The sequence below is a fragment of the Nocardioides sp. CFH 31398 genome, from assembly GCF_022436705.1.
In the GTDB taxonomy this organism is placed as follows: domain Bacteria; phylum Actinomycetota; class Actinomycetes; order Propionibacteriales; family Nocardioidaceae; genus Nocardioides.
This window is the reverse complement of sequence record NZ_JAKUHT010000001.1, coordinates 188873-209759: the sequence shown is the minus strand read 5'-3', so window position 1 is coordinate 209759 and position 20887 is coordinate 188873. Positions and strand designations below refer to the sequence as shown.

General features: G+C 75.1%; 18 protein-coding genes. 5 read left to right on the top strand and 13 right to left on the bottom strand.

Annotated elements, in window-relative coordinates; all coding sequences use genetic code 11:
- Nucleotides 1–1236: a phosphoribosylamine--glycine ligase gene (purD, locus tag MJ876_RS01020; RefSeq protein ID WP_240234187.1), complete on the bottom strand. Its 1236-nt coding sequence runs from the start codon at nucleotides 1234–1236 to the stop codon at nucleotides 1–3.
- Nucleotides 1237–1358: 122 nt separating this feature from the next.
- On the opposite strand from purD, the gene MJ876_RS01015 reads away from it, so the two are divergent.
- The 3 genes from MJ876_RS01015 (at nucleotide 1359) to MJ876_RS01005 (ending at nucleotide 7656) form a co-directional block, all read left to right on the top strand.
- Complete coding sequence (locus tag MJ876_RS01015; RefSeq protein ID WP_240234186.1) at nucleotides 1359–3596, top strand: serine/threonine-protein kinase; 2238 nt, start codon at nucleotides 1359–1361, stop codon at nucleotides 3594–3596.
- Nucleotides 3597–3705: 109 nt separating this feature from the next.
- Nucleotides 3706–5874, top strand: a complete 2169-nt coding sequence (locus MJ876_RS01010) for a protein kinase (protein ID WP_240234185.1) — start codon at nucleotides 3706–3708, stop codon at nucleotides 5872–5874.
- Between the two features lie 3 nt (nucleotides 5875–5877).
- The gene (locus tag MJ876_RS01005) at nucleotides 5878–7656 is read left to right on the top strand and encodes a hypothetical protein (RefSeq protein ID WP_240234184.1); all 1779 of its coding nucleotides are present in this window, start codon (nucleotides 5878–5880) and stop codon (nucleotides 7654–7656) included.
- Between the two features lie 22 nt (nucleotides 7657–7678).
- On the opposite strand, the gene MJ876_RS01000 is transcribed toward MJ876_RS01005, so the two are convergent.
- On the bottom strand, nucleotides 7679–8962 hold the full coding sequence (locus MJ876_RS01000; RefSeq protein ID WP_240234183.1) for an adenylosuccinate synthase: 1284 nt from the start codon (nucleotides 8960–8962) through the stop codon (nucleotides 7679–7681).
- 141 nt (nucleotides 8963–9103) lie between these two features.
- Between MJ876_RS01000 and MJ876_RS00995 the strand changes: the two genes are divergently transcribed.
- On the top strand, nucleotides 9104–10024 hold the full coding sequence (locus MJ876_RS00995; RefSeq protein ID WP_240234182.1) for a diacylglycerol kinase family protein: 921 nt from the start codon (nucleotides 9104–9106) through the stop codon (nucleotides 10022–10024).
- 15 nt (nucleotides 10025–10039) lie between these two features.
- On the opposite strand, the gene MJ876_RS00990 is transcribed toward MJ876_RS00995, so the two are convergent.
- The 7 genes from MJ876_RS00990 to MJ876_RS00960 all read right to left on the bottom strand — a co-directional run bounded on the left by MJ876_RS00990 (nucleotide 10040) and on the right by MJ876_RS00960 (nucleotide 17830).
- Entirely contained in the window at nucleotides 10040–11029 is a 990-nt protein-coding gene (locus MJ876_RS00990) for a helix-turn-helix domain-containing protein (protein ID WP_240234181.1), read from the bottom strand.
- A gap of 295 nt (nucleotides 11030–11324) precedes the next feature.
- Nucleotides 11325–11969 carry a dihydrofolate reductase family protein gene (locus tag MJ876_RS00985; RefSeq protein ID WP_240234180.1) on the bottom strand — a complete coding sequence of 215 codons (645 nt, stop codon included), beginning with the start codon at nucleotides 11967–11969 and terminating at the stop codon, nucleotides 11325–11327.
- Nucleotides 11970–12034: 65 nt separating this feature from the next.
- On the bottom strand, nucleotides 12035–13537 hold the full coding sequence (gene lysS, locus MJ876_RS00980; protein WP_240234328.1) for a lysine--tRNA ligase: 1503 nt from the start codon (nucleotides 13535–13537) through the stop codon (nucleotides 12035–12037).
- A 95-nt stretch (nucleotides 13538–13632) separates the two neighbouring features.
- Complete coding sequence (locus tag MJ876_RS00975; RefSeq protein ID WP_240234179.1) at nucleotides 13633–14046, bottom strand: DUF3151 domain-containing protein; 414 nt, start codon at nucleotides 14044–14046, stop codon at nucleotides 13633–13635.
- 45 nt (nucleotides 14047–14091) lie between these two features.
- Complete coding sequence (locus tag MJ876_RS00970; RefSeq protein ID WP_240234178.1) at nucleotides 14092–15873, bottom strand: alpha/beta fold hydrolase; 1782 nt, start codon at nucleotides 15871–15873, stop codon at nucleotides 14092–14094.
- Between the two features lie 105 nt (nucleotides 15874–15978).
- Entirely contained in the window at nucleotides 15979–17013 is a 1035-nt protein-coding gene (fbaA, locus tag MJ876_RS00965; RefSeq protein ID WP_240234177.1) for a class II fructose-bisphosphate aldolase, read from the bottom strand.
- Nucleotides 17014–17104: 91 nt separating this feature from the next.
- Entirely contained in the window at nucleotides 17105–17830 is a 726-nt protein-coding gene (locus MJ876_RS00960) for a hypothetical protein (RefSeq protein WP_240234176.1), read from the bottom strand.
- Between the two features lie 35 nt (nucleotides 17831–17865).
- Between MJ876_RS00960 and MJ876_RS00955 the strand changes: the two genes are divergently transcribed.
- A complete protein-coding gene (locus MJ876_RS00955) occupies nucleotides 17866–18375 on the top strand; it encodes a DUF2867 domain-containing protein (RefSeq protein WP_240234175.1) in 510 nt (169 codons plus the stop codon).
- 28 nt (nucleotides 18376–18403) lie between these two features.
- Here the strand turns inward: MJ876_RS00955 and MJ876_RS00950 are convergent, their stop codons facing one another.
- The 4 genes from MJ876_RS00950 to MJ876_RS00935 all read right to left on the bottom strand — a co-directional run bounded on the left by MJ876_RS00950 (nucleotide 18404) and on the right by MJ876_RS00935 (nucleotide 20880).
- Nucleotides 18404–18901 (bottom strand): SRPBCC family protein, encoded by a 498-nt coding sequence (locus MJ876_RS00950; RefSeq protein ID WP_240234174.1) that lies wholly within the window; start codon nucleotides 18899–18901, stop codon nucleotides 18404–18406.
- A gap of 10 nt (nucleotides 18902–18911) precedes the next feature.
- Nucleotides 18912–19556: a TrmH family RNA methyltransferase gene (locus tag MJ876_RS00945; protein ID WP_240234327.1), complete on the bottom strand. Its 645-nt coding sequence runs from the start codon at nucleotides 19554–19556 to the stop codon at nucleotides 18912–18914.
- Nucleotides 19557–19665: 109 nt separating this feature from the next.
- Complete coding sequence (pyrE, locus tag MJ876_RS00940) at nucleotides 19666–20193, bottom strand: orotate phosphoribosyltransferase (RefSeq protein ID WP_240234173.1); 528 nt, start codon at nucleotides 20191–20193, stop codon at nucleotides 19666–19668.
- A 24-nt stretch (nucleotides 20194–20217) separates the two neighbouring features.
- Nucleotides 20218–20880 carry a DedA family protein gene (locus MJ876_RS00935; RefSeq protein WP_240234172.1) on the bottom strand — a complete coding sequence of 221 codons (663 nt, stop codon included), beginning with the start codon at nucleotides 20878–20880 and terminating at the stop codon, nucleotides 20218–20220.
- Nucleotides 20881–20887 lie beyond the last annotated feature (7 nt).

Sequence of the window (20887 nt, the reverse complement as noted above, 5' to 3'; positions counted from 1 at the left end):
TCAGCGTCCGGCGGCGATGTCCGTGCGGTGCTGGGCGCCGGGGAACGAGATCGCGGCTACCCCGGCGTACGCCGCCTCGCGGGCCGCGGCGACCGAGCCGCCCGCCGCGGTCACGGCCAGGACGCGCCCGCCGGCGGTGACGAGGTCGCCGTCCGGCGTGGTGGCGGTGCCGGCGTGGATGACGTCGACCCCGGCGGGGACGGCGTCCGCGCCGGTGATGACGTCGCCCGAGGACGACGACGCGGGGTAGCCGCGGCTGGCCAGGACGACGGTGACGGCGGCGCCGGCGCGGAAGGACGGCGGGGCGACCCCGGCGAGCCGGCCGGTGGCGCAGGCGTGCAGCAGCTCGGAGAGCGGCGAGTCGAGCAGCGCCATCAGCACCTGGGTCTCCGGGTCGCCGAAGCGGGCGTTGAACTCCACCACCCGCACGCCACGGGAGGTGAGCGCGAGACCGGCGTACAGGAGCCCGGAGAACGGCGTGCCCCGGCGGGCCATCTCGTCGACGGTCGGCTGCAGGACGGTGCGCGTGACCTCGTCGACGAGATCGGCGGGCGCCCAGTCGAGCGGCGAGTAGGCGCCCATGCCGCCGGTGTTCGGGCCGGCGTCGCCGTCGAGGGCGCGCTTGAAGTCCTGCGCGGGCTGCAGCGGGCGGACGGTCGTCCCGTCGCAGAGCCCGAACAGCGACACCTCGGGGCCGTCGAGGAACTCCTCCACCACGACCGCGCCCGAGCAGGCCGCCGCGTGGGCGAGGGCCTCGTCGCGGTCCTCGGTGACGACGACCCCCTTGCCCGCGGCCAGGCCGTCGTCCTTCACGACGTACGGCGCCCCCGTGGCGTCGAGGGCGGCCTCCACCTCGGCGGGCGTGGTGCAGACGTGCGCGCCGGCGGTCGGCACCCCGGCGGCCGCCATCACCTCCTTCGCGAACGCCTTCGACCCCTCGAGCCGGGCCGCGGCGGCGCTGGGCCCGAAGCAGGGGATCCCCCGGGCGGTCACCGCGTCGGCGACGCCGGCGACCAGCGGGGCCTCCGGGCCGACGACCACGAGGCCCACCGCGAGGGAGGCGGCGAGGTCGGCGACCGCGTCCGGGTCGAGCGCGTCGACGGGGTGCAGGGTCGCGACCTGCGCGAGGCCGGGGTTCCCCGGCGCCGCGTGCAGGTCCCCGACCTCGGGGTCCCGGGAGAGCGCGAGGGCCAGGGCGTGCTCGCGGCCACCGCCGCCGATCACCAGGACGTCCACGGGCCCCGATGCTAGGGCCCCGGGCGGACCCCCTGGCGGGCCGGCGGTCCCTGAGGGGGTGCCTCACCGGGCGGCGTGGGGCAGGATCGCCCGACACACCAGCGAGCAGCCGAGGGGGGACCATGGCTCAGGCGCGGGTCGGCGACCTCGTCGGGAGCCGCTACCGGCTGACCGGCGAGCTCGGGCGCGGCGGGATGGGCGTGGTCTACCGCGCGACCGACACCGTCCTGCACCGCGAGGTCGCGCTGAAGGTCATGGGCGGGGTGTCGGCCGGCGACGACACCTTCCGCGCCCGCTTCGCCCGCGAGGCGGCCACGCTCGCGCGCCTGGACTCCCCCCACGTCGTCGTCATCCACGACCACGGCGAGCACCGCACCGAGGCCGACGCCGCCCACGACCAGCCCGGCTCGCCCTACCTGGTCACGCAGCTCGTCGCCGGCGGCGACCTCGGCAGCTACCTCGCCCGCCACGGCCCCCTGCCGCCCGTCCACGCCGTCGCCCTGCTCGCCCAGGTCGCCTCGGCGCTGCGCGACGCCCACCGCGCGGGCGTCGTCCACCGCGACGTCAAGCCCGCCAACGTCCTGCTCCGCGACCCCGACGCCGTGCGCACCGACGACCTCCACGTCTACCTCTGCGACTTCGGCATCGCGCAGACCGCCGTGCCCGCCGGCGCGGCCGACGACCGCGACGGCCTGCACCCGCTCACCACGACCGGGGTCGTCGCCGGCACCTGGAAGTACCTCGCCCCCGAGCGCGCCCGCGGCGCGCCCGCCACCCCGGCCAGCGACGTGTACGCCGCCGGGTGCCTGCTGTGGGCCTGCCTCACCGGGTCCGCGCCGTACGGCGGGGACAGCGACCTCGAGGTGGCCATGGCCCACCAGCAGGCGCCGGTCCCGCAGCTCGGGTGGGACGACGACCTCGGCCGCGCGCTCGACCACGTGCTGCGACGCTGCCTGGCGAAGGACCCCGCCGACCGCTACCCCGACGCGGCCAGCCTGCGCGCCGACCTCCTGGCGCTGCCGCGCGACGCCGGCGGGACGCTCCGCCCCGTCCCGCGGCCGGTGGCGCCCCCCGGGACGTCGGTGCGGCGCCCGCGGGACGGCGCCCGCCCGGACCCGGTGGCGACCGGACGCGGCGCCGGCGGCCGGGCCCCTCACGACCGGCGGCGGTGGGTGCTCGCGGCCGCCCTCGGCCTCCTCCTCGTCGTCGGGGTGGGTGCGGGCGTCGGCCTGGCCTCGGTGCTCGGGGCCTCCTCGGCCGACGCCGGACCCGGCCGGCCGGCGGGCGGCGCCGCCGGCCCGGGACGCGTGCTCGAGGTCCACGGGGACGTCGACGGCGACGGCCTGGGCGACCTGGCGGTCTCGGGCCTCGGCCCGACCGGGCCGGTCCTCGTGTCGTGGCCCGGCACCGACGACGACGGCGGGCCGGGGGCCGGCCCGCCCGCCGACCTCACCGACGCGCGGTTCGACCCGGCGAACGTGCCGCTGCGCGGGGACTTCGACGGCGACGGCGTCGAGGAGTACGTCGGGATCACCTCTGAGCCCGACGGCACGCTGACGCTGGATCCCGTCAACGGTGCCCCCGCGTGGAGCGTGGCGGGTGCCGGCGCTCGGGTCCCCCCGATCGTCGGCGACTTCGACGGCGACGGCACCGACGACCTCGCCCTGCTCGGCCACCCGGACGGCGGCGGCTTCGAGGCCCCGGGCGTCGACGGCGGGGAGGTCCGGCTCGCGCTGGGCGGCGACCGGGCCGGGTCGGCGGAGGTCGCCTACTCGGGCGCCCTCGACCCGACCACCGACCTCCTGGTCGCCGCAGACGTCGACGCCGACGGTGACGACGACGTGGTCGTCGTCCGGCCCCAGGGCTCCCGCGGCCTCCAGGACGGCGCGATCACCCTGACCGTGCTCCTCGCCGACGGTCCCGGCGACCTCGTGGCGGGCCCGGAGTCCACCGTCTTCTCCGACCTCGCCGGGGCGTTCTTCCGACCGGTCGACGCGGACGGCGACGGGGTGGACGAGGTCGCGGTGGTCCCCCGCGAGGGCGGTGCCCAGGTCCGCCTGTTCTCGGCCGACGACGACGCCCGCGTCACCGAGGCACCGGGGTGGGGCGCCGTGGCCGGGTCGACGTCCCCCGAGTCCGTGCGGGCCGTGGGCACCAGCGACGTGGACGGCGACGGGCGCGACGACCTGCTGCTGGTCCGCGGGGAGGACGACGGGCCGGCGACTGCGCTCGAGGTGCAGCGCGCGGGCGACGACGGTCTCGACGAGGCGGTCGGTCTCGTGGACCTGTCCGACCGTCTGCTCTACGCCGCCAAGATCCCCGACGGCAGCGTCCACCGGCCCTACGAGGTCGGCTCCTGAGCCGTTCGACCGTCCCTCCTGGGCCGCGGTGCACGACGGACCCCGTGACCTCCGACGCACCCCCGGTTCGGTCTGATTCACTTCCCTCCCGGGGAGAGGAGGCCGAGGCATGGCGATCGACGTGGGTGACGTGATCGGTCGGTACCGGATCGACTCGGTGCTGGGCGTGGGCGGGATGGGCGTGGTCTACCACGCCACCGACACCGTCCTGGACCGCCGCGTCGCGCTGAAGGTCATGTCCGGCGCGGTCTCCCACGACGAGGGCTTCCGCGTCCGCTTCCAACGCGAGGCCGCCACCCTCGCCCGCCTGGACTCCCCGCACGTCATCGCCATCTACGACCACGGCGAGCACACCGACGCTCACGCGGGCCCCGACACCCCCGGCTCGCCGTACATCGTCACCCAGCTCGTCCCCGGCGGCGAGCTCGGCCAGCTCATCCGCGACCGCGGCGTCCTGCCGCCCCGCCTCGCCGCCCAGGTCTGCGCCCAGATCGCCGCCGCCCTCGCCGACGCCCACGCCGCCGGCGTCGTCCACCGCGACGTCAAGCCCGCCAACGTCCTCATGCGCGACGCCGACGCCGCCGCCCGCGGCGAACCCCACGTCTACCTCTGCGACTTCGGCATCGCCCAGACCGAGGGCTCCTCCATGACCCAGGCCGGCGGCATCGCCGGCACCTGGGGCTACCTCGCCCCCGAACGCGGCATGGGCGCCCCCGCCTCCCCCGCCACCGACATCTACTCCGTCGGCTGCCTGCTGTGGGCCTGCCTCACCGGCACCGCCCCCTACCGCGGCTCCGACGTCGAGGTCGCCCTCGCCCACCAGCACGCCCCCGTCCCCCAGCTCCTCGAGGACTCCGAGACCGCCGCCGGCATCAACCGCGTCCTCGCCCGCGCCATGGCCAAGGACCCCGCCCAGCGCTACCCCACCGCCGAGGCCCTCCGCGCCGACCTCACCGCCCTCGACCGCACCGGCAGCTCCGGCATCGGCGTCGCCGCCGACCCGACGACCCTGGCCCGGCCCGGTGGCCCGGGCGGGACGCGGACCGGCGCCACCGGCACGACCGGCACGACCGGCACGACCGGCGGCGGCCGCAACCGCCTCGTCCTCGGTGGCGTGGCCGCCCTCGCCCTGGTCCTCGTGCTCGCCGGCGGGGCCTGGGCCGTGCTGGGCGGCGGCGGCGAGCCGGAGGTCGACCCCCTCACCGACGGCGGGAGCAGCGAGACCGCGGGCGGCGCCGAGGACGGGCCCTCGGGGCCGACGCGCAACGACTTCGACGGCGACGGCCTGGGCGACCTCATGGTCCAGACGAGCTCGAACAACCCGGACGCCACCCGCCTGCGGTGGCTCTCCGAGGGCACGACCTTCCCCGACGACCCGGAGGAGGTGCCCTTCGAGGACCCGAGCGAGAGCGGTGTCCCCGTCAGCGGGGACTTCGACGGGGACGGTGTCGCGGACCTCGTCGAGTACGGCGCGGGCGGCCTCATCGTCGTCCGGTACGCCAGCGGCGAGACCACGGAGACGGAGCCGGGCGACCTGGAGGGCGCGTTCTTCGGCAACGCGGGCGACCTGGACGGTGACGGCCTCGACGACCTCACCAGCACCGACTTCGGCGATCCCGGGGAGGAGGAGGTCTCCCGGGTGTTCGTCTCGATGGCCACCGGCGACGACGAGGGCCTCACCGTCCCGGAGCAGGCCGAGCTGCCGGACGACCTGGCCGACGGCCGTCTCGAGGTGGGCGACGTCGACGGCGACGGCCAGGCCGAGCTCGTGCAGATCCGCGGCTCGGACGCCTCCGTCGGCGCCGGGGAGATCACGATCCTCGACTACGCCGACGGGGCGTTCGACTACGCCGCCCGCAACCTCGAGATCACGGGCCTGGTGCAGAGCGACGGTCTCGACATCGTCCAGGGCGACGTGGACGGCGACGGCGCCGCGGAGCTCGTCTTCACCGACCTCGGCCGCTCCAACCGCCGCATCCGCGTCGCGGACTTCGTGGAGCGGGACGGGCAGCTGGGCCTGGCTCAGAAGAAGTGGTTCGTCGGCGAGCGGAGCAACGACGACGACCCGGACGCCCGACCGCTGCGACCCGTGGCCAGCGACCTGAACGGCGACGGGGCCGAGGACCTCGTGATCTTCCGCCGCACGCCGAACGGGCTGAGCCTCGACGCCTACCTGTCGTCCGGCTCGTCGTTCAGCAACGCCGGTTCGTGGGCCGACTGGGACTGCGACGCCACCTGCCAGGACGAGTTCGTCACCGTGGACCGCAACGGCCTCTGACCCGTGCCACGCCGACCCACCGGCGCCGACGCGCCCGTCCGACTCGACCGGCTGGTCGAGCGCGGCCCCCTGCCCCCGGCGACCGCGGTGGCCATCGTCGCGTCCGTCGCCGACGCCCTCTCCGCCCGCACCGGCACCGACGCCCACGGGGCGCTCGACGTGTCGGCGGTGCTCGTGTCCGGCGACGTCGACGGGCCGCCGTCCGAGCTGTCGGTGCTGCTCGAGGACCCGGCGGACGGTGGCAGCGGGACGGTCGCGGACGACGTCCGCTCGGCCGGCCTGCTGCTGCGCGCCTGCCTGGCGGGCAGCACCGACCCCGAGGCGCCGCTGCCCCCCACCGGCGGCACGAGCACGGCCGAGCGGAACCTCGACCGGGGCCTGCGCTGGGTGCTGGCCCGCTCCACCTCCGAGGACCCCCGCAAGCGGCACCGGGACCCCGGGGCGCTGCGCGCCGACCTGCTCACGCTCCTCCCGGCCGCCGCCGCCGTGCCTCGTGCCCTCCCGGCCGAGGAGGCACCCGGGACGACCGTGGAGCCCGAGGAGGCGTCCCCCGCCGCCGTGGCCCCGGCCCCCGAGCGTCCGCACGACCCGGCGGAAGGGCGACGGCGCCGCCGCTGGGTTCCGCTGCTGCTCGTCGTGGTGACCGTCCTCGCGGTGGCGCTCGGCGCGGCGGCCGTCGCGGGCGTCCTGCCCGGCACGGACCGCGACCCCGGCGGCTCCACCGACGCGCCCGGCGAACCGTCGTCCTCCGCGCCGGACACCCCGTCCTCCGAGGAGGGCTCGGGCGCGGCGGGGACGGAGGCGGCGGGCGCCGTCACCGGGGACGTCGACGGCGACGGGCGCGGCGACGTCGTGGCGGCGTTCCGGGCACGGGACGGCCGGGCCGAGGTGACGGTCCAGCGCTCCACCGACGACGGGCTGCAGCAGAGCAGCGTCGGGCCCGTCGGCGACCTGCTCCCCCTCCTCGCCGACACCGACGGCGACGGCACCCTCGAGCTGCTCGACCAGGCCCCCGGGGACGACCCCGCCGACCTCGTGCTGACCGGGCGGGGGGACGACGGGTGGTCCGGCACCCTGGTGGACGCCGGGCAGGGCGCGGTCCCCGTCGCCGGGGACTACGACGGCGACGGGGCCGACGAGGCCGCGCTGCTCGGCCCCGACGGCGTGGTCCGCGTGGCCGACCTGGGTGGGGCCGCCCGGTCGCCGGCCCGGCCGTGGGCGCGGAACCCGGCGTGGTCGCAGGCGGACGACCTGCTGGTCCCCGCCGACCTGGACGGCGACGGCGACGACGACCTGGCCCTCGTCCGCCGCGACCCCGCCGCCGACGAGGTGAGCCTCGTCCCCCTCGTCTCCGACGGCGCGCGGTTCCGTCGGCAGACGCCGTCGGGGACGGTCGGCGGGGTCGTGCTGCACGTCTTCCGTGGCGCCGATACCGACGGCGACGGCACCGACGAGGTCCTCCTGGTGCCGATCACCGGGGGCGCGACGGTGACGTCGTTCGTGCTGGACGGCGACACCCTCGGCCCCGGCCCCGACCTCGGGGAGCTGCCCGGCCCGGGTGACGTCCCGACGTCCGGCGTCACCGACGCCGACGGGGACGGCGCCGACGACCTCGCCGTCGTCCGCGTCGCCGACGACGGGGCGCTCCTCGTGCAGGTGCTGACCCGCGGCGGGCCGGGCCTGCGCGCGCTGACCGACGAGGTGCGACTCGGGGTCGGCCCCACCCGGCCGAGCGTGCGCCTGCTCGACGGCAGCGTCCACCGCCCGTTCCTCCCGCAGTGAGGTCCGGGCCGGAACGACGGGCTCAGTCGTGGACGGTGAGCGTCTGCTCCCGCCCCGGGCCCACCCCGACGCCCCAGAAGGGGGCGCCCGAGAGGTCCTCGAGGGCCTTCACGTAGGCCCGGGCGTTCGCCGGGAGCTCCGCGAAGGTGCGGCAGCCGGAGATGTCCTCCCACCAGCCGGGCAGGTACTCGTAGACCGGCTTCGCCCGGTGGAACTCGCCCTGGGTCATCGGCATCTCGTCGTGGCGGACGCCGTCCACCTCGTAGGCGACGCAGACCGGTACCCGCTCCCACGACGAGAGCACGTCGAGCTTGGTCAGGAAGAACTCGGTGAGGCCGTTGACGCGGGTGGCGTAGCGGGCGATGACGGAGTCGTACCAGCCGCAGCGGCGGTCGCGGCCGGTCGAGACACCGACCTCGCCGCCGATCTTCCACAGCTTCTCGCCGTCGGCGTCGAACAGCTCGGTCGGGAACGGACCGGAGCCGACGCGGGTCGTGTACGCCTTGATGACGCCGATGACCCGGTCGACGCGGGTGGGGCCGATGCCGCCGCCGACGCACACGCCGCCCGCGACCGGGTTGGACGAGGTGACGAAGGGGTAGGTGCCGTGGTCGACGTCCAGCATCGTCGCCTGGGCGCCCTCGAACAGCACCGTCTCGCCGCGGTCCAGGGCCTGGTTGAGCAGCAGCGAGGTGTCCTTGACCATCGGCCGCAGGCGCTCGGCGTACGACGTGAGCTCGGCGACGACGGCCTCGACCTCGATCGAGCGCCGGTTGTAGACCTTGGTGAGCAGGTGGTTGCGGACCTCGAGGGCCGCCTCGACCTTCTGGGTGAGGATCTTCTCGTCGAAGAGGTCGGCCACCCGCACGCCGACGCGGTTGACCTTGTCGGCGTACGCCGGGCCGATGCCCCGGCCGGTCGTGCCGATCTTGTTCTTGCCGAGGAAGCGCTCGGTCACCTTGTCGATGACCCCGTGGTACGACGCGATGACGTGGGCGTTGGCGCTCACGACGAGGTCGGCGAGCTCGACGCCGCGCTCGAGCAGCCCGTCGAGCTCCCGGAACAGCGCCTCCGGGGAGACCACCACGCCGTTGCCGATGACGCAGGTCGCGCCGGGCGTGATGATGCCGCTGGGCAGCAGGTGGGTCGCGAACTTCTCGCCGTCCACGACGATCGTGTGGCCGGCGTTGTGACCGCCGGAGGTGCGGACGACGTAGTCGATCCGGCTGCTGGTGGCCAGCAGGTCGGTGGCCTTGCCCTTGCCCTCGTCGCCCCACTGGGCGCCCAGGATCATGATCGCGGGCATCGCGTCCCGCCTCCCCCTGATCGTCGGTCCGGCCCTCCGGACCGGCCTGTCGGACCCGCGCCGAGGCGCCGGTGTGCGGCCGACAACTTACCAGCCCCCGGGCACCGGACCGCCCGGTGCGGGTGCCGCTAGGGTCGCCGGGTGGAGCCGCTGCTCGTGATCACGAACTCGGGGGCGGGCACCGCCGCCGAGGAGAACCTCGAGCAGGCGCTGTCCGTCCTGCGGGCGAGCGCGTCCGTCGAGGTCGCCGAGACCGACGGCCCCGGCGAGCTGGACGGCGTCCTGCACCGCGCCGGCTCCCGCCGCATCGTGGTCGCCGGCGGCGACGGCAGCCTGCACGCCGTGGTCTCCGCGCTCTACCGGCGCAACGAGCTGCACGGCAGCACGCTGGGCATCCTGCCCCTCGGCACCGGCAACGACTTCGCCCGCCACGCCGGCATCCCCCTCGAGCCCGCGGACGCCGCGCGGGTGGTCCTGGCCGGCCACGGTCGGCCGACCGACCTGATCGTCGACGAGGTGGGCGAGGTCGTCGTGAACAACGTCCACGTCGGCGCCGGTGCCCAGGCCAGCCGCCGCGGCGACCGCTGGAAGAAGCGGCTGGGCGTGATCGGCGTGGGCAAGGTCAACCTGGGCAAGCTCGGCTACCCCATCGGCGCGGCCCTGGCGGCGTTCAAGCCCCCGTTCCTGCGCCTCCACGTCGAGGTCGACGGGGTCACGGTCAACGACCTCGACGAGCCCGCCCTGATGGTCGCCGTCGGCAACGGCGCCACCGTCGGCGGCGGCACCAGCCTGACGCCCGCCGCCGACGCGGCGGACGGCAAGGTCGACGTCATGGTCTCCCGCGCGATCGGCCCCCTCGCCCGCTTCGGGTACGTCGCCGACCTGGTGCGGCGCCGCCACACCGACCGCGAGGACGTCGTCTACCGCCGCGGCACCCGGGTGACCATCTCGGGCGAGGAGTTCTACTGCTCCGCGGACGGCGAGATCTACGGCCCGGAGCGCTCGCGGTCCTGGCGGGTCGAGCCCGCGGCGTACACGCTGCTGGTGCCGGCCCACGCCTGACGGCCCCGGGCCGTCTCAGAGCCACCCGCGCCGGGCGGCCTCGACCCCGGCCTGGAAGCGGGAGTCGGCGCCCAGCTCGACCATCATGTCGGCGATGCGCCGTCGTACCGTGCGGAGGCTGACGCCGAGCGCGCGGGCGATCTGCTCGTCCTGGACCCCGGCGGCGAGCTGCTGCACCACGAACCGTCGCAGGTCGGGTCGCGCCACCCCGCGCTCCAGGCCCGGGGCGGGCAGCGCCCGATCCCAGTAGGCGTCGAAGAGCAGGGAGCACGCCTGCACCACCGACAGCTGCCGCACCAGCAGCCGGGGCTCGTCGACGCGGCCGAGCGGCTCGGGCAGGACGGCGTGCGTGCCGCCGATGACGATCATCCGGGTCGGGAGGTCGGCGACGATGCGGATCTCCTCCCCCACCTCGGCGCGGCGACGCAGGGTGTCGGGGGCCTCGTGCAGCGCCCGGGCGGGGTAGAGGGCCCGGGACGACCGACCGCCCCGGACCGCGGCGCCGACGATCTCCGCCATCGCGTCCTCCCGGGGCCGGCGGAACTGGTCGGGCCGGAACCACAGCAGGTCGCCCGTGCTCCGCTCGATGAGGTCCTTGAGCAGCGCGACCGGGTTGCCCCCGCGGGAGACCTCGCCGTCCAGGGCACCGACGACGTCCTGGGCCCGGGCGTCGGGACGGCTCGTGGAGGCGTTCAGGGCGCCCATGGCGCCGGTCAGGGCCTCGAGACGCTGCTGCTCGCCCGCGTGGTCGCGCACCCAGCCGGCCAGGAGGTGGTGCACGACCTCGCTGGGGGTGCGGACGACGACCAGGTCGCCCTGCACCACGACCGCCCCGCAGGCCGCCAGCGGCGCCAGCTCGCGCAGCGCCGCCCCGACCGGGACGTCCAGGACACCGGCGATGACCTCGACCGGCGAGCCGCTCAGCCCGAGCACCCGCTCGTACGTCTGCTGAGCGGCGGCGGGCACCCCGATGGCCGAGAGGACCGGCTGCCGGGACGCGCTCATGGTGGCAACTTAGTGACAGCGGCCTTTCTGAGCCAGTTCACAGAGTGCATGGGGTGGAACAATTACGTCAACGCCGACATGTCCGGTCACACCGCGGGGGATGAGACTGGACGTCAGGTGGTCGACATCGGGGGATGGGATCGCCACGGCGCACAGGCGTCGGAGTCGCCAGCAGGGACGGCTCCGGCGCCTTTTCTTTGCCCTCACCACCTACTGGCAGGTTCCTGCCTTCACTTCTCCGACGGTGTGGTGAATCGCCGGGCCGCCACCTCTGCGCACCGTCCGGCGCGCCGGGTCATCGCCAGAACAGGTGGTGGACGACGCCGCTCGGGCTCGGCACGGCCTCGTGGTGGTAGCGGTCCTCGAGCTCGTCGGGTGAGGTCCACAGCCGTGACCCCCGTCCGAGCCGGACGTCGGGGCACTCCGCGACGTGGAGGGTGTCGACGAGGCCGGCGTCCAGGAAGGACCGGACCGTCGTCGGCCCACCCCCGAGCCGGACGTCCCCGCCGCCGGCTGCGGCCCGGGCCTGCTCCAGCGCCACCGCGGGGGCGGCGTCGGTGAAGTGGAAGGTGGTGGCGCCGAGCGTGAAGGAGGGCCGCGGGTGGTGCGTCAGCACGAGCACCGGGGTCCCGAAGGGCGGTTCGTCCCCCCACCACCCCTGCCAGTCCAGGTCCTCCCAGGGGCCCGTCTGCGGCCCGAACTTCCCCCGGCCCATGATCTCGGCGCCGATGTCCCGGCCGAAGTCCCGCGTCATGTAGTCGTCCAGCCCGCGGCTGCCTCCCGGGTCGGTGCGGTTCGGCCAGCTCGCGGTGGCGCCGGCCCAGGCGAACATCTCCCCCGGGTCGGCGTAGCCGAACGGGCGCTCGAGGCTCTGTCCCTCGCCCGCGCCGAACCCGTCGGCGGAGACGGTCAGGTTGTGGACGCGCAGCAACGAGGTCATGCCCAGGAGGACCGGCCGTGGGCCCCGGACTCATCGCCCGCCACGCGGACGTCCCGGCACGCCGGCTAGCGGCCCTCCGGCCGGAGGTGGGGGAAGAGGATCGTGTCGCGGACGCCGGTCGCGCGCTCGGCGGAGCCCGTGAAGAGCGCGAGGAGCCGGTCGATGCCGAGGCCCATGCCGCCCATGGGCGGGGCGCCGTACTCGAGGGCACGCAGGAAGTCCTCGTCGAGCACCATCGCCTCGGGGTCGCCGCCGGCCGCCAGCAGCGACTGGGCCTCGAGCACCTCGCGCTGGACGACGGGGTCGACGAGCTCCGAGAACGCCGTGCCCCGCTCGACGCCGGCCACGATGAGGTCCCACGCCTCGATGAGGCGGGGCTCGCTGCGGTGGCGTCGCGCCAGCGGCTGCGCGGACGGCGGGTAGTCGCACAGGAAGGTCGGCTGCAGCAGGGTCGGCTCGACCAGCTCGCCGAGCAGCTCGAGCACCAGCTTCTCGGCGCCCCAGGCGGGGTCGACCTCGACGTCGTGGGCCTCGGCGAGCGCGCGGAGCCGCTCGGCGGACGTGTCCGGGGTGACCTCCTCGCCGACGGCCTCCGAGACGCCGGTGTAGACGGGCAGCCAGCGCCACTCGCCGTCCAGGTCGACGACACCGGCGGGTGTCTCGATGGTGTGGGAGCCGTCCGGCGAGACGGCGTCCGCGACGGCGAGGAACAGCCGCTTGGTCAGGTCCGCCATCGTGTGCTGGTCGCCCCACGCCTGGTAGGCCTCGAGCATCGTGAACTCGGGGCTGTGGGTCGCGTCGACGCCCTCGTTGCGGAAGATGCGGCCGATCTCGAAGACGCGGTCGACGCCGCCGACCACGGCCTTCTTGAGGTTCAGCTCGAGGGCGATGCGCAGCGTCATCGGCTGGTCGAAGGCGTTCATGTGGGTGCGGAACGGACGTGCCGCCGCTCCCCCGTGGATGAGCTGGAGGACGGGCGTCTCGATCTCGAGGTAGCCGTCGACCTCGAGGGTCCGGCGCACGGCGCGGACGGCGGCCGCGCGGGTGCGGACCATCGAGCGGGCCTCGTCGCGGACGATGAGGTCGGCGTAGCGCTGCCGGACCCGGACCTCCTCCGACAGCTCGCGGTGCAGCACCGGGAGGGGTCGCAGGGCCTTCGAGGCCATCGTCCAGCTGCTCGCCATCACCGACAGCTCGCCGCGGCGGGAGCGGATGACGCGACCGGTGACCGAGACGTGGTCGCCGAGGTCGACCTCGGCCTTCCACGCCGCGAGGGACTCCTCCCCGACCTCGGCGAGGCTCAGCATGACCTGCAGACGGGGGGCGAGGTCGTCGCCGACCGCGGCGCCGAGACCCTCCTGGAGGGTGGCGAAGCAGAGCTTGCCGGTGTTGCGCACGAACACCACGCGCGCGGCGACGGAGACCACGTCCTGGGTCTCCTCGCCGGTCTCGAGGCCGTCCCACCGCTCCCGGACCTCGCGCAGGGAGTGGGTGCGCTCGACGGTGACGGGGTAGGCCTCGCGGCCCGACTCCAGCAGCCGCGCCCGCTTGTCGCGACGGACCCGGATCTGCTCGGGGGTGTCGTCGACCTCGTCCGTGGTGGGCTCTGCGGGGGTGTCGGTCACGCGGGCGAAACTACCGGTCGGCCCCGGCGCCCGCGGTCTCAGCCCAGCAGGGCGTCGTACGCCGGGCGGCTGGTCTCGGCGAGGAAGTCGGCACAGCGGTTCCACTCGTCGGTCTCGCCGATGTCGCGGGCGGCGAGCGCGAGCAGGGCCATGCAGCGCAGGAACCCGCGGTTGGGCTCGTGCTCCCACGGCACCGGCCCGTGACCCTTCCAGCCGTTGCGGCGCAGGAGGTCGAGGCTGCGGTGGTAGCCGACCCGGGCGTAGGCGTACACGGTCACGTCGTCGGCGCCGGCGTCCTTGGCCGACTGGGCGAGCGTCGCCCAGGCGAGCGGGGACGCCGGGTGCTCCCGGACGACCTGCTCCGGCGACTCCCCCGCCTCGATGAGCTCGGCGGCGGGATCAACGGGCAGGTGGGTGGGCGGCGGCCCGGCCATCAGGTCGACGTGCGGCATGCCGCAAGCCTCTCAGACCGCTCCGCGCCGCCGCCCCTCCCCCGCCTAGCGGAACAGCCGCTGGTCCGGCTGGCAGGTGCTGCCGTTCCGGACCGGCTTGCGGTGGATGAAGTACTGCCGGTACGCCTCGGTCACGCAGCTCGAGCTGCCCAGGTTGCCGTGGCCGTAGCCGTCGTAGAACAGGAACGCCGAACCGGTGAACACCTTGTTGGCGCGGCGGGCGCCCCGCACCGAGGTGGCCGGGTCGTAGTTGTTGCCCACGATGAGCAGCGGCGTCGAGGTCCGGGTGTACCAGCCGCCGCGGAACGCGTCCGAGCCGTCGCCGATGCCCTGCTTCGCGCACGGCGAGGACGCCCACGTCCACAGCGGGCCGAACCACGGCGACGGGCCGGTGGCCTCTGCCGCCTCCACCCAGGCCTGCGGGTCGCGGGGGTTGCGGGTGTCGCTGCAGCCGACGGCCTGGAAGGCGACGCCGACCCGGTAGCGACGGGCGGCCGCGGCGAGCGGGGAGGCCGCCACCCCGGAAGCCGGCGCGGACACGGCCGGGGTCGTGTACGGGCCGCGCTCCTCGCGCTCCTCGCGGACCTCCTCCCACTCCTCCCAGCTCTCGGCGGCGCGGGCCGCGGCCTCGGAGCCGCGCCGCGCGCCGTCGCCCTCCACGAAGGTGGCGTGCAGCTCGGCCAGCTCGGTGAAGTAGCCGTCGAAGGCGCTCTGGTCGTACATCACGGACAGGGTGGTCGCGACGATGTCGGACTCCCGGAGCCGGCCACCCGGCTCGCCGGGCTCACCGGGGAAGACGATCTCGCCGTCGCGGGCCGCGCGGAGCAGCTCGCGCCACTTCGTCGCGGACGACGGCGCCAGGTCGCAGCGGGACCGACCGACGCGGTCGCACTCGGCGAAGGCCGTCGTCAGCGCACGGTAGGCGCCCTGACCGCTGCGGAGCCGCCAGGTGAAGGGCCGCAGCGGACCCGAGCTCGGGCCCGTCGACCAGGCGATCGGGTCGAGGATGGCGTCGACCGCGAGCGCACGGATGCGACCCGGGAACAGCGCGGCGTACGTCTGGCCGAGGTAGCTGCCGTAGGAGACGCCGTAGTAGTTGAGGTCCCCCTCGCCCAGCGCGCGGCGCACGAGCTCCATGTCGCGGGCGTTGTCGGCCGTCGTGGCGTGGTCGACGATCGTCGTGGCGCCCTGGTCGCACAGGCTGCGCAGCGCGTCGTCGGCGCGCAGCTGGCGGCGAACCTCGCGGTCCGTGACCGGGTAGGCGAACGACGAGAACGGGGCGGTGTCCGCCGTCCCGCGGCACGCGGCCGTGCGGCTGGCGCCGACCCCGCGGGGGTCGATGCCGATGACGTCGAACCGGCGGTCCACGGCGGGGCTGATCAGCCGGCCGGCGTAGGTGGCGAAGCCCCGGGCGGGCCCGCCCGGACCGCCGGGGTTCACGAAGAGGCTGCCGATGCGGTTCTCCGGCTGCCGGGCGCGCCACTTCAGCACCGCCAGCGGGGTGGTGGCGCCCCGCGGCCGGTCGTAGTCGAGCGGGACCTGCACGGTCGCGCACCGGGCACGGGGCCCGCCGAACCCGCGGCAGTCGCGCCACCGGATCCGCGGCGTGCGGGCCTGCCCCACACCCTTCGCGGCGGCACGGGCAGCCGCGGTCTGGGACGGCTCGCGCGTCGTCGGAGCCTCGAAGGTGAGGGCGTCGGCACCGCCGCCCTCGTCCGGCGTGGCCGAGGCCGGGGCGGTGACGCCCGCCGCGAGCGCGGCGCCCAGGAGACCGGCCAGCAGGCCGGCCCCCAGACGCCGGGTGGTCCCCCGAGTGATCTGAGTCATACTCGGCAAGGTAGGGGACCGCACCGACACCGGGCGAGGGCCACGTGCGGCGAGTCGGCGAGCGGCGTGCGAGGGGCCGGCGGGCACCGACCCCTCGCCGCGCGGTCAGCCGCTGACCGAGGTGCCCGCCGAGCGGAGGTTCTCGCAGGCCTCGACGACCCGCTCGGCCATGCCGGCCTCGGCCGCCTTGCCCCAGGCGCGGGGGTCGTACTGCTTCTTGTTGCCGACCTCGCCGTCGACCTTGAGGACGCCCTCGTAGTTGGCCAGCATGTGGCCCGCGACGGGGCGGGTGAAGGCGTACTGGGTGTCGGTGTCGACGTTCATCTTGATGACGCCGTAGTCGACCGCCGCGCCGATCTCCTCCGCGGTGGAGCCGGAGCCGCCGTGGAAGACCAGGTCGAAGGGCTTGGAGCCGGCCTCGAGCCCGAGCTCCGCGACGACCGCCTCCTGCGCCTTCTTCAGGATCTCGGGGCGCAGCTTGACGTTGCCGGGCTTGTAGACGCCGTGGACGTTGCCGAAGGTCAGGGCGGTCAGGTAGCGACCCTTCTCGCCGGTGCCCAGCGCGCGGACCGTGGCCAGCGCGTCGTCCGTGGTCGAGTAGAGCTTGTCGCCGGAGCCGCCCTCGACCCCGTCCTCCTCGCCGCCCACGACGCCGACCTCGATCTCGAGCACGATCTTCGCGGCCGCGGCGCGGGCGAGGAGGTCCTCGGCGATCTCGAGGTTCTCGTCGAGCGGGACGGCGGAGCCGTCCCACATGTGGGACTGGAACAGCGGGTTCTGGCCGCGGTCGACGCGGTCGCGCGACAGGTCGAGCAGCGGGCGCACGAAGCCGTCCAGCTTGTCCTTCGGGCAGTGGTCGGTGTGCAGCGCGATGTTGACGGGGTAGGAGCGCGCGACCTCGTGGGCGAACAGCGCGAAGGCGGTCGAGCCCACCACCATGTCCTTGACGCTGGGGCCGGAGAAGTACTCCGCACCGCCCGTGGAGACCTGGATGATGCCGTCGGAGCCGGCGTCCGCGAAGCCCTTGAGCGCGGCGTTCAGCGTCTGCGACGAGGACACGTTGATGGCGGGGTAGGCGAACTGGTTCTGCTTCGCCTTGTCCAGCATCTCGGCGTACACCTCGGGGGTGGCGATCGGCATGTGCGGCTCCTTCGGCGCGGTCGTGCGGGCGGTCGTGCGGGGCGTGCTTGCGGCGACCCTACTCAGTCGTGCGCGACCGTGGGACCGGCGTTCACCGGTGCTGGCGACGGCTGCCGCCGTGCCAGTCCTCGACCGTCCCGGCCTCACCGGCCGTCACGCCGAACGACGCCAGCTGCGGGCGCTCACGCAGGCTCCGCTTCAGCTCCGTGAAGCCGCCGAAGCGGGCCAGGGCGACCACGTGCTCCCACAGCTCCGCGGCCTGCCGCTCGTCGGGGAGGCGGCTGATGACGGGGCCGAAGAACCCCGTGCCGCCGTCCTCGGCGTCCGGCTCGACGTGCAGGATCGGCGTCCCGACGTCCTTGCCCGTCAGCGCGAGCGCCTCGTCGGTCTCCGCCTGCAGCGCCGCGTCGCGCGCGTCGTCGTCCAGGGCGTCGACGAGGTCCGCCGGCAGGCCCACCTCGTCCAGCAGCGGGGCGACGAGCGGGGCGGTGCCGCGGTACCCGGCGTCGAGGTCGGCGCTGTCGGACGCCTCGAAGATCCGGTGGCCGTACGCCGCGTGGAGACGCTCGACGGCGTCGTTGCCGTGCTCCTCGCGGACGCGGTGCAGCAGCCGCAGCACCCGCAGCCCCGCCGTGTGCCCGGCCTCGTACTCGGGCGGGAACTGCGCGTCGTAGTCGACGTGGGCGTTGAGCAGCCGCAGCGAGATGAAGCGCCACTCCACGTCGTAGTCGCGCTGCGCGGCGACGGTGCGCACCCAGCGGCTGGTGAGCCAGGCGAACGGGCAGACGGGGTCGAGGTAGAAGCGCAGGTCGGTCACCCCACGAGCCTGGCACGGCTGGGTACCGTCCGCGCGTGACCCCGAGGACGAGCACGCGCTCCACCGGCCTGGACGCCGACCCCGACGTCGCGTGGGCGACCGTGGCCGACGGCCGCGCAGGACCGCGGTGGTACCTCGACGCGATCCCCTTCCGCTTCCGCGACCTGCTCGACCGGCTCGCCGGCGGGCAGGACCGCGACCACCCGGCGCCGGGTGGCGCGGAGCTGCGCACCGGCGACCGGGCCGGCTTCTGGCTGGTGCGCGAGGCGGACCGCTCGCGCCGGCGCCTGGTGATGGAGGCGACGGTCCGCGCGCCGGGGCGGGTCACCTTCACCACCGAGGTGACCCCCGTGGTGACCGGCGGGTGCGAGCTCACCCAGTCCGTGCGGTTCGACCCCGCCGGGGTCGTGGGCGTCGCCTACCTCGTCGTCGACCTGCCTGCACGGGAGACGCTGATGGAGTGGGTGCACCGCCGGACCTGCGCGGACGTCCTGGACGCCGTGGCCGCCCCAACCCGGGGGCGCACGCCGCCCGGGCTGCGCTGAGGCGCGGGACCCGGACGGGCCCGGGGCCTCAGGACTCCAGGATCCGCTTGAGCGTGGCGAGCGTGGCCGGGATGCCGGCGTGGGCGTCGGAGGCCCGGTCGGCGACCTGCGCGTCGGCGACCTGCGCGTCGGCGTCGTCGCCGTACTTGTCGCGGAACATCGCGAGGCCCTCGGGCAGGAACTCCCAGGTCTCGGTCAGCTCGGTACGACCGTCGTCCAGCGGGGCGAGCTCGTAGCCCCACCGCACGAACGCGCCGCCCACCAGCCACGCGAACGAGCGTCCGGGCTCGGCCTCGACGACCTGCGAGCGGGTCTCCCACACCCGGGTGCCCTTCTCGTTGCGGCCGGTGAACCACGCCCCCACCCGGGGGCCGTCGTGCGGCGGCTCCCACGCGCAGGAGGTGCACACGGGGCTCCACTCGCCGGTCCGCTCGATGCTGGTGACGAGGTCGTAGACCTCGGCGGGCGTCGCGTCGACGACGACGGACTCGCGGCGGGTCAGCTCGGGTGTCTGCGGGGTGCTCATGGTCGAGACGCTAGGCGGTCGGCGGTCCGGCGTGCGCGCGGATCCAGGCGTGCATGGCGATCGCCGCGGCCGCGGAGGCGTTGATCGACCGCGTCGAGCCGTACTGGGCGATCGAGAACGTGCCGTCGACGACCGAGCGGGCCTGCTCCGACAGTCCCGGTCCCTCCTGCCCGAACAGCAGGCACACCCGGCGCGGCAGGTCGGCGGACTCCAGCGGCAGCGAGCCGGGCAGGTTGTCGATGCCCCACAGCGGGACGCCGTCGGGCCCGTCCAGGCTCCCCAGGTAGTCCTTCAGCGCCGGGACGTCGGGGTGGTGGCGCACGTGCTGGTAGCGGTCGGTGACCATCGCGCCGCGGCGGTTCCACCGGCGGTTGCCGACGACGTGCACCTCCGCAGCGAGGAACGCGTTGGCCGAGCGGACGATCGTGCCGATGTTGAAGTCGTGCTGCCAGTTCTCGATGGCGACGTGGAAGCCGTGGCGGCGGGTGTCGAGGTCGGCGACGATCGCCTCCATCCGCCAGTAGCGGTAGCGGTCGACGACGTTGCGACGGTCGCCCTCGGCGAGCAGCCGCGGGTCGTGGTGGTCCTCGTCGGGCCACGCGTCACGGCCGCCGGGCCAGGGCCCGACGCCGACCTCGGGCGGGCCGTGGGGCATCGGGTCGTACGGCGCCCGCTCGTCCGCCCTGTCGTCGGCCAGGTCGTCGGCCGGGTCGTCGGCCAGGTCGTCGGCCGGGTCCTCGGCCGGGTCCTCGGTCGGGTCGGTCTCAGCCACGCGCGGCGTCGAGCTGCGCCTTCGTGAGCACCGGCCGGACCTCGAGCCCGACGTCCGCGAGGGGGTTCTCGCCGGCGGGGCTGCGGTCGATGGCGCACACGACGACCTCGACGACGGCGCCGGCGTCGCGCAGCGCGCGGGTGGCGTCGCGGACGGCCCCGCCGGTGGTGACGACGTCCTCGACGAGGGTGACCCGGCGGCCCGCGACGTCCGGGCCCTCGGCGAGCTTGGCGGTGCCGTACTCCTTCGCCTTCTTGCGCACGAAGAGCGCGGGCAGCATCGTCCGCGCCGACACCGCCGTGGCGATGGGGACGCCGCCGAGCTCGAGACCGCCGAGCAGCTGGGTGCCTTCGGGCACGAGCGGCACCATCGCGTCGGCCACCCTGGCGAGCAGGAGCGGGTCGGACTCGAAGAGGTACTTGTCGAAGTACTCGCTGCTGACCTGCCCCGAGCGGAGCGTGAACTCCCCGCTCAGGCGGCAGACCGCGTCGACGTCACGGGCGAGCTGGTCGTCGGTCACGGACGCCCACCCTAGTCGCGCGCCTCAGGCGGCGCGCTTGTGCCGGATGGAGCGGACGCGGTTGACCAGCCACCACGCCAGGAGCGCCACGGTGACGCCGATGACGACGTACTGGACGACGCCCATCACGGGCTCGATCGCCTCCCAGTTCTCGCCGAGGTAGTAACCCAGGAGCACGAAGATCGTGTTCCAGATCAGGCTGCCGGCGAGCGTGAGGCCGAGGAACTGCACCAGCGGCATCCGCTCGATGCCCGCGGGCACGGAGATGAGGCTGCGGAAGATCGGGATCATCCTCCCGAAGAACACCGCCTTGCGGCCGTGCCGGGCGAACCAGGCCTCGGTCTTCTCCAGGTCCTCGGTCTTGACCAGCGGCATCCGCTCCCACACCCAGTACATGCGCTCGCGGCCGAACGCCGCGCCGATCCAGTAGAGGAGCAGCGCGCCGACGACGGACCCCGCGGTGGTCCAGAACAGCGCGGAGGCGAGGGTGAAGTCCCCCTGGCTCGCGGTGAACCCCGCCAGCGGCAGGATGATCTCGCTGGGGATCGGCGGGAAGAGGTTCTCCAGCGCCACGATGATCCCCGCGCCGACGGCGCCGAGGCGCTCCATGAGGTCGACGGCCCAGCCGGCGATGCCGCTCAGCTCCTGGCCCGAGGGGTCTGGGGCGGCGGCGACGGCGGTGATCACGTGGGCG

Coding starts and splice junctions, on each gene's coding strand:
- MJ876_RS01015 (WP_240234186.1), top strand. CDS start 1,359: ATGGCTCAGGCGCGGGTCGGCGACCTCGTCGGGAGCCGCTACCGGCTG.
- MJ876_RS01010 (WP_240234185.1), top strand. CDS start 3,706: ATGGCGATCGACGTGGGTGACGTGATCGGTCGGTACCGGATCGACTCG.
- MJ876_RS01000 (WP_240234183.1), bottom strand. CDS start 8,962: ATGCCCGCGATCATGATCCTGGGCGCCCAGTGGGGCGACGAGGGCAAG.
- MJ876_RS00990 (WP_240234181.1), bottom strand. CDS start 11,029: ATGAGCGCGTCCCGGCAGCCGGTCCTCTCGGCCATCGGGGTGCCCGCC.
- MJ876_RS00985 (WP_240234180.1), bottom strand. CDS start 11,969: ATGACCTCGTTGCTGCGCGTCCACAACCTGACCGTCTCCGCCGACGGG.
- MJ876_RS00975 (WP_240234179.1), bottom strand. CDS start 14,046: ATGCCGCACGTCGACCTGATGGCCGGGCCGCCGCCCACCCACCTGCCC.
- MJ876_RS00970 (WP_240234178.1), bottom strand. CDS start 15,873: ATGACTCAGATCACTCGGGGGACCACCCGGCGTCTGGGGGCCGGCCTG.
- fbaA (WP_240234177.1), bottom strand. CDS start 17,013: ATGCCGATCGCCACCCCCGAGGTGTACGCCGAGATGCTGGACAAGGCG.
- MJ876_RS00950 (WP_240234174.1), bottom strand. CDS start 18,901: ATGAGCACCCCGCAGACACCCGAGCTGACCCGCCGCGAGTCCGTCGTC.
- MJ876_RS00945 (WP_240234327.1), bottom strand. CDS start 19,556: ATGCCCCACGGCCCGCCCGAGGTCGGCGTCGGGCCCTGGCCCGGCGGC.